Here is a 7,875-nt window from a genome sequence, read left to right as displayed (position 1 = left end):
TAATCTACGTCAGCCCCAAAATCATATCCAAAAGCACATTGACGCCTGCAGTGAGAGCAACAATTTCAATGGGTAATCCAGCTTGTGCAAAGACGATGGACATACCAATCAATCCAGCACCAGGCACGGCTGCAGTACCGACAGCTGCCATGACGCCAATCACGACAATGGTCGCCAGTTCAGAAACACCCATGGAGATACCCACGATTTCAGCAGCAAAAATTACTGCCACGCCAAATCGCAATGCAGTGCCGTTCATATTGACGGTTGCGCCAATCGGCAATGTAAGGCGTGCGATGCGCTCATTGACACCAGCGCGTTCAACAGCAGCAATACTGACAGGCAAGGTGCTTAGACTGCTTGAAGTTGCAAATGCGGTAAACATGGCATCTTTAACGTCTTTGTAAAATTGAAATGGTTTGATGCCAAACATTTTCATGATAAGCGGGAACACAATGACAATCAAAGAAATCACACCCAAATAAGAAGTGATGATGAATTTGCTAAGCGCAATAACCGTTGCAAATCCTTGAGAGCCAAAGGTGTTGGCGGTAATGCCAAACACGCCAATGGGTGCGTATTGCAAGATGCCTGCTAGGATTTTGGCAACAACGGCGTTGGCAGCTTCAACAACTTGATAGATTTTTTCGCCAAAATTATTCTCTTGTGTGTCATCGCCATGGCGCATAAATAAAATGGCAAGTCCAAACACCAAAGAAACAAACACGACCGCTAGAATGTTGCCTGCTGTCAGCGCTTCAAAGATGTTGGCAGGCACCATATTGAGTAGGTTGTCAATAAAAGATGGTTTTTCTGGCACGTTAATTGCAGCATCGGTTGGCAGGCTAAAGCCCTGTCCTGGTTTGGTGAGTTTCGCCCATAAGATGCCGACAACAACAGCGATACCAGTGGTGATAAGGTAAAATGGAAAGATTTTAAGACCGATGCGTCCAAGCTCTTTAGGGTTGGAATGATTGACAGCAACCATCAGTGATAATGCAACCAATGGAATGACAATCATTTTTAGCAAATTTAAAAACAGCTGTCCCAAGGGGTTGAAAATTCCGCTGTGTTCGCCAAGTAGCAGTCCTGCCAACATACCGAGCGCAAAACCTGCACCCATCTTTTTCATAAAAGAAATGTTTTTATACCATTGCCAAAGTTTCATAAATACTCCTTTTTATGGACTGATAAAATGTCAGTCTTTGGTAAGTCCATGACACACAAGCAATTTACCTTGATTGCAAAAAGATAGCAAAAGAATGTAATTCTTTGTGGCATTCCTTTTTGGAATGGCAGCTTGTGCGGCTAAAATGTTTGCGTATCAGACATGGCGATTTGTACAAAAAAAGGTGCAAATTCATACAATTCACACCTTGGTTTGTCAGCTTTTTGAAGCTACGCCAGCGCAGCCAAGCAGCTTTGCAGCGATTCGTCCATCATGGCTTGATATAAGGCAAATTCGTCATGCACTTTTGCACCAAGCGCCGCTTCAAATTCTGCCTGACTGCCCAGCGCTTGCTCAGCGGTTTTGTCATCTGCATCGTCTGTGGATTTATCGCCCAAATTGGACTGAAAAATCCCTGCCGCTGACACAGGCAAGAAATCTTCGTACACAATTGGCTCAAGGCGCAGCACGCCTGCTTGGATCAACGTTGGCACGTCTTTATTGGCACGGGCGATGTTTTGTAGTTTGTCTTGATAATCATCAGCAAGCTGATAATAAAAGTACGCCAAGCCTTCATCGTGCAGCGTGCGATAATCATCGGCAAAGTCTTTAAAACTCTCGCTCAGTGCTTGATAGTAGTGCTCAGGATTACTTTCTGGCGTGCCATCTAGGTTTTGGCGTGCTTTGGCGAGCAGTGCGTCATACAGCGCGCGTCCCTTTGGTGTCAGTGCCACGCCACGTTGTTCAATTTCACCAAAACGTGCGGTATGATGTCCGCTTTCTAGTGTGCCATCAGCATTTTGAAAGGCGATGGGTTCTTGCAGTGCTTTAAAGCTGGTTTGGCGCAGTAAAATCGGGCATTGGCGGCGCGGCGGGCCTTCAATGATGGCTTTTGGCGGAATGTTGCGTGCGCTCATGCCAGCTTGCACAGCATCAATATCCAGCGTGCGCGGCGTTAAATGATTGATGTGCGGGCCATAAAACCCCACCACATCAGCAATCAAGCGGTGTTCTTGGTGTAATTTGTCATAAAAATTTTTGGCAATGGGTGATGTGGCGTGCCATTGAAAAGTTTTGGTGGCTTCTTGGACAAATTCGTGCGCATCATCGGCATCAAGTCCGCCTTCGCGCTCGCATTTATCAATGAGCGCAAGCACTTTTTCGCTGAAAATTTGTCGTTTTTTCAAGGTGGCTTCGGCATGGTCGCGCAGTTCTTTATCAGCAATCAGCTCAAGACGCAGTAAAGAGCAAAATACCCGAAATGGGCTGTGCTGCAAGGCTTTGCTGTCTGTGGCACGAAATGCGGTGGAATGCACAGGCACGCCAGCAGGCGCAAGGTCATAATAACCCACAGGCAGCATACCCATCACGGCAAACAGGCGGCGCATGGTGGCAAGCTCGCTGGGCAAGCCAAGGCGAATTGCGCCATGACGCTCAAGATCAATGCGCTCAAGCTCGCCTGTGTGCGCCAGCTGTGATTTAAGATTGACATCGCTTGACAATGTTTGTTCATTGACGTCCGCCACCAAATCCATCAAGTCTTTGTACAAAGGCACTTCCTTTTGGTACATTTGACTCATGGCTAGGCTAAATTTGTGGCGGATTTCATTGGGGTGTAGAAAATTTGACATAAAAACTCCGTTTTGGTCGTGGGTAAAATTTGCTGTGTTGCCATATTGGCTGTAAAACCAGCGCATTATTCAAGGATTGTCTGGCAACTCGCTCAGCACATTTTTTAAGATGGCTAAGCCTTGAGTTAGGCTGGCTTCATCAATGGTGATGGCAGGCAGCAGACGAATGATGTGGCGATGTTTGCCGCTTGGCATGAGCAGCAAGCCTTGCTCTCGAGCTTTTTGTAGTACAGTGTTCATGATGCTTGGATGCGTGCCGTGCGTTGGGTGGCTAAGTGTAATGCCACGCATTGCGCCCACGCCTGTGATGTCGCCAAGCCATGCGCTGATGTTTTGCTGCTGCCAAGTGGCGATGGTGTCTAGCAAAATCTCTTCGTAGCGCTTGGCGGCTTGCCAAGTGGCGCGCTCTTGCATGATGTCCAGCACGGATAAAGCAGCAGCGCAAGCGATGGGATTGCCAGAATAAGTACCGCCCAAGCTGCCTTTGATTAAGCCATTCATCAAAGACGCACGTCCTACGACTGCCGCCAAGGGCAAGCCGCCTGCCATGCTTTTGCCAAGTAATAACAAATCTGGCTCAATGCCCAGCCGACTAAAGGCAAATGGCTCGCCTGTGCGCCCAAAGCCAGATTGGATTTCATCTACAATCATGACAATGCCGTGTTTGTCGCAAAAGGTGCGCAGGTATTGGGCGAATTGGGTGTCCATTGCCAAAAATCCTCCTTCGCCTTGCACGGGCTCAAAAATGACTGCGCCAATGCTGCTCACGTCTGCTTCTACGCTTAGCAGGCGCTCAAGTCCACGCACCGCTTCATCAAAACTTACGCCATTGTCTTTACTGGCATAAGGCGTGTGATAGACACCGCCTAATAATGTGCCAAGTCCTGTTTTGTAAGCGGCGGTTTTGCCATTTAAATTGACCGCTGCCAGCGTGCGCCCATGAAAGCCGCCATCAAAGGCGATGACGCCAGCACGCCCTGTTTTTTGGCGGACGATTTTTAAGGCGTTTTCGCAGCTTTCAGCGCCTGAGTTGGTAAGCATACCGACCAACTCATCTTTGATGGGGATAAAATCGCACAGCTTTGCCATGTAGTCTTGATAAGGTTTGTGCCAGACGGCATTGTAGGCGTAGTGGGTGAGTTTTTCGGCTTGTTGGCAGATGGCACGCACGATTTTTGGATGGCAATGCCCAAAGTTTAGCACGCCGATACCGCCCACAAAATCAATGTAAGATTTGCCAGTACTGTCCCAAACGGTGCTGCCAAAACCGCGCTCAAGCGTGACGGGGTGTACGATGGAAAATGCGTCTGTGATGGGGTGAGTCATGAGTTGTCCTACGTCCTTATTGGATTTGATGTTGCTTGTATGTCTTTGCTTTGATGTGCGCTGGACATCATCTGTGGTTTATTATCTTGTCAAACCAAATTTTAACAAAGCCAGTTACCAGCAATCATATTTTGTGAAATTTGTTTAAAGTGGGCAAGCGAATAAAGGTTGGGGTAGGGCAACTTTTTGGCGTACTAAAAAGCCAGCTTGCAATGATGCTTCAAGCTGGCTGGGCGGCGCGGGTGATTATGCGTGAGTGTCTGCGATGTAGCGGTTAATCCAGTCAATGGCGATTTTAATGCGTCTGGTGTTACCAAGCTCGGTGCGATACGCCATGTAGTAGGCTTTTTCGGTGATGAGCGGGGTGTGCCACGCCATGACAAGCTCGCCAGATTGCAACTCATTCATGACCAGATTATGCGGAATCAGCGCAATGCCGTAGTGGTTTTTTGCAGCGTTAATGCAAGTGCGAAAGGTGTCAAATCTTGGGCCTTGAAAGCTGTTTGCAGGCATGCTTTCGTGCGTGTCAAAGAAGTGATACCACAGTGCAGGGCGTGAATTAAGCTGAATGAGTGCGTGATTGGCAAGCTCGTAGGCGCTGTCAATAGGGTGAGTTAAAAATTGCGGGTGGCATACGGCAATGCACTGCTCGTCAAAGAGTTTGATGGCGGTCATGCCCGGCCACACACCATCGCCATTTAAAAACGCCAGTTCGGCATCGCTTCTTTCAATAAAATTGCCGAATTGCTCTTGAATGTCCAGATGAATATCAGGGTGGCTTTGATTAAAATCACGCAGCGCAGGAATCAGCCACTGAGCGCAAAATGTGGGGTGAGCGTTGATTTTGAGCGTGTCTGCTTTATCGCCATGCGCCATGATGTCAATGGTGGCAAATTCCAGACTTTTTAGGATATTTAATACTTCGGTGTAGTAAGTTTTGCCCGCTGGCGTTAAGACAATGCCTTGTGCCGAACGAAAAAACAGTGCAATTTTCAAGGTGTCTTCTAGCTGCGCCACTTGCTTGCTGACGGCGCTTTGGGTCATGTGCAGCTCTTTGGCGGCGCGTGTAAAACTTTGATGGCGTGCCGATGATTCAAAGCACTGCAATGCGGTGGTGGACGGATATTTGCGAAAACTTAAAGTGTGCATGGGTTTGTGATTGTCGGTAAGTTTAAAAATGTTTGGCAGTGGGTTATCTTAGCATAGCTTTGGCGTGTTTGGGTGTGCGCTGGTGAAAAATATCTAAAATGAGCTGCGTGCAAAGACCAACAATCAGGCAATGTATTCATACAATTTTGCACCACAAATCCCCCAACCTTGCCCAAAAATTTGCTATAATAGCAAGTTTATTGATTGAATTTACGGTTGGCAGCGCTTAAAAAGAGCCGCCAGCCGTAAAAGATGAGATTTTTGCGCAATTTTGCACCAAACAGCTTTTAAAAGACAAATTAGGTTTGCCATGACAACATACACCCCAGAACTGCTTTGCCCTGCTGGCACTTTTAAAAATATGCAATACGCCTTTGCCTATGGGGCGGACGCGGTGTATGCAGGGCAGGCGCGCTACTCTTTGCGTGTGCGTAACAACGACTTTGACGAAGAAAATTTGGCAAAAGGCATCGCTTATGCGCATTCTTTGGGCAAAAAGTTTTATGTGGTGGTGAATATCCAAGCCCACAACGCCAAGCTCAAAACTTTCATTGAAGACATTCGCCCTGTGATTGAGATGAAGCCTGACGCGCTTATCATGTCGGACGCTGGCATGATTATGATGGTGCGTGAAGCCTTTCCTGAGATGGACATTCACTTGTCTGTACAAGCTAATGCGGTGAACTGGGCGACCGTGAAATTTTGGAAGCAAATGGGCGTTACGCGCGTCATCGTCAGCCGTGAGTTGTCCATCAAAGAAATTGAGCAAATCATCAAAGAAGTGCCAGACATGGAGATTGAAGTCTTTGTGCATGGGGCGCTGTGCATGGCGTATTCTGGGCGCTGCTTGCTGTCTGGCTATATCAACAAACGTGATGCCAACCAAGGCACTTGCACCAACGCTTGCCGCTGGTCTTATAACACTTATAAGGCGGTGGAAAACGAAACGGGCGACATCGTGCCTGCCACGCCAGAAGTTTTTGTGCCAAATCAAGGCGAGATTGCCAACGTCAATCTAAATGGCGATGTGGTGATGGGCGATGATTATGTGCAAAAGCCGTCCGATGAAGTGGTGTTGATTGAAGAAGAAGGCCGCAAGGGTGAGCTGATGGCGATGTACGAAGATGAGCATGGTACTTATATCATGAATTCTAAGGACTTGCGCGCGGTGGAGTTGGTGCCTGATTTGCTCAATATTGGCGTGCATTCGCTGAAAATTGAAGGGCGCACCAAGTCGCATTATTATGTGGCACGCACCGCCCAAGTGTACCGCCGTGCGATGGACGATGCCTTAGCGGGCAAGCCTTTTGATGTAGGGCTAATTCATGCGCTTGATGGGCTTGCCAACCGTGGCTACACCGAAGGCTTTTTGCGCCGCCATGTGCATTCAGACTACCAAAACTACGATTATGGTTCATCAAAAACCGACAGCCAGCAGTTTGTGGCGGAAGTTACCAGTTTTGACGATGAATTTTTGAGCCTAGAAATCAAAAACAAACTGATGGTGGGCGATGAAATTGAAATCATGACCCCAAAAGGCAACGTCAAATACACGCTTGATAAAATGTGGGACAAAAAGGGCGCAGAGATTGACGGTGCGCTGGGTTCTGGCTGGGTGTGTAAAATCGCCAATCCGTTCAAGGAATATGACGACAGCCTGCAATTTGCCTTGGTGATGAAAAGCGTGAGCGAGGCGATTTATACTTGATGGTAAAGCCGATTCTTAAATGGGCGGGCGGCAAAAGTAGCCTGCTCGGTGAGATTGTTGAGCGCTTGCCAACCTATGTGCATCACCAAGATTTTTGTTTGGTTGAGCCATTTGTTGGCGGTGGGGCAGTGTCCATTTGGGCGTTGGTTAATTTGCCGCATTTGCGTCAGGTTGTCATCAATGATGTAAATCATGATTTAACCAATGTTTATCAGACAATCAAAGCCACGCCCGATAAACTTATTGATGAGCTGGCAAGTCTGCAAAAAGAATACGATGAGCTGACAGAGCTTGACGACAAAAAACCTTATTATTACCACAAGCGAGACTTATTTAATTGCCGCTTATCATCGCCCGTGTTGCAGGCGGCGTTATTTATTTTTTTAAACAAAACAGCTTTTAATGGCTTGTACCGTGTCAATAAAAACAACCAATTCAATGTGCCGATTGGTAGCTACAAAAAACCAAAAATCTTAGATAAAGAGTTGATTTTATCGTTGTCAGAAAAAATGCAAAAGGTGCAAATTTTATCAGGCGATTTTGGTGAAGTTTTGGCGCATCTGCCTAATGATCTGCCTTGCGTTTTTTACATCGATCCGCCTTATCGTCCTATCAGTGAAACTGCAAGTTTCACCGCTTATGCTGACGGCGGTTTTAATGATGACGAGCAAAAACGCTTGGCGGATTTTTGTAAAAAGCTAGACCGACTGGGTTATGATTTTATTTTGAGCAATTCTGATCCTAAAAATCACGACAATAATGATGATTTTTTTGATGAATTGTATCGCGAATTTTGTATTGAGCGTGTGCCTGTCAATCGTGCTATCAGTGCTAGAAGTACAGGGCGAAAGGCGGTAACAGAATTGCTTATTAGTAATGGTAAGATGGTATAA

Annotated in this window: 6 protein-coding genes; 2 read left to right on the top strand and 4 right to left on the bottom strand. The window is 47.0% G+C overall.

Annotated features, from left to right (window positions below; genetic code table 11):
* Nucleotides 1-4: 4 nt before the first annotated feature.
* The 4 genes from B0181_RS07665 to B0181_RS07650 form a co-directional block, all read right to left on the bottom strand.
* The gene (locus B0181_RS07665; RefSeq protein ID WP_211276076.1) at nucleotides 5-1,168 is read right to left on the bottom strand and encodes a dicarboxylate/amino acid:cation symporter; all 1,164 of its coding nucleotides are present in this window, start codon (nucleotides 1,166-1,168) and stop codon (nucleotides 5-7) included.
* Nucleotides 1,169-1,398: 230 nt separating this feature from the next.
* The gene (gene hglS / locus B0181_RS07660) at nucleotides 1,399-2,799 is read right to left on the bottom strand and encodes a 2-oxoadipate dioxygenase/decarboxylase HglS (protein WP_078276928.1); all 1,401 of its coding nucleotides are present in this window, start codon (nucleotides 2,797-2,799) and stop codon (nucleotides 1,399-1,401) included.
* A gap of 69 nt (nucleotides 2,800-2,868) precedes the next feature.
* A complete protein-coding gene (locus B0181_RS07655; protein WP_078276926.1) occupies nucleotides 2,869-4,125 on the bottom strand; it encodes a 2-aminoadipate transaminase in 1,257 nt (418 codons plus the stop codon).
* 246 nt (nucleotides 4,126-4,371) lie between these two features.
* The gene (locus tag B0181_RS07650) at nucleotides 4,372-5,274 is read right to left on the bottom strand and encodes a LysR substrate-binding domain-containing protein (RefSeq protein ID WP_078276925.1); all 903 of its coding nucleotides are present in this window, start codon (nucleotides 5,272-5,274) and stop codon (nucleotides 4,372-4,374) included.
* 310 nt (nucleotides 5,275-5,584) lie between these two features.
* On the opposite strand from B0181_RS07650, the gene trhP reads away from it, so the two are divergent.
* Both trhP and B0181_RS11915 read left to right on the top strand, forming a co-directional pair.
* Nucleotides 5,585-6,982 (top strand): prephenate-dependent tRNA uridine(34) hydroxylase TrhP, encoded by a 1,398-nt coding sequence (gene trhP / locus B0181_RS07645; protein WP_078276924.1) that lies wholly within the window; start codon nucleotides 5,585-5,587, stop codon nucleotides 6,980-6,982.
* The gene (locus tag B0181_RS11915; protein ID WP_115338077.1) at nucleotides 6,982-7,875 is read left to right on the top strand and encodes a DNA adenine methylase; all 894 of its coding nucleotides are present in this window, start codon (nucleotides 6,982-6,984) and stop codon (nucleotides 7,873-7,875) included. The genes trhP and B0181_RS11915 overlap by 1 nt, the downstream gene beginning before the upstream one ends.

Source organism: Moraxella caviae (assembly GCF_002014985.1).
In the GTDB taxonomy this organism is placed as follows: Bacteria; Pseudomonadota; Gammaproteobacteria; order Pseudomonadales; family Moraxellaceae; genus Moraxella; species Moraxella caviae.
Note: the sequence above shows the minus strand (reverse complement) of the source record. Positions and strands in the feature narration are given on the sequence as shown.

Excerpts from the sequence above, each read along its gene's own strand:
- B0181_RS07665 (WP_211276076.1), bottom strand. The coding sequence starts at position 1,168 with ATGAAACTTTGGCAATGGTATAAAAACATTTCTTTTATGAAAAAGATG.
- hglS (WP_078276928.1), bottom strand. The coding sequence starts at position 2,799 with ATGTCAAATTTTCTACACCCCAATGAAATCCGCCACAAATTTAGCCTA.
- B0181_RS07655 (WP_078276926.1), bottom strand. The coding sequence starts at position 4,125 with ATGACTCACCCCATCACAGACGCATTTTCCATCGTACACCCCGTCACG.
- B0181_RS07650 (WP_078276925.1), bottom strand. The coding sequence starts at position 5,274 with ATGCACACTTTAAGTTTTCGCAAATATCCGTCCACCACCGCATTGCAG.
- trhP (WP_078276924.1), top strand. The coding sequence starts at position 5,585 with ATGACAACATACACCCCAGAACTGCTTTGCCCTGCTGGCACTTTTAAA.
- B0181_RS11915 (WP_115338077.1), top strand. The coding sequence starts at position 6,982 with ATGGTAAAGCCGATTCTTAAATGGGCGGGCGGCAAAAGTAGCCTGCTC.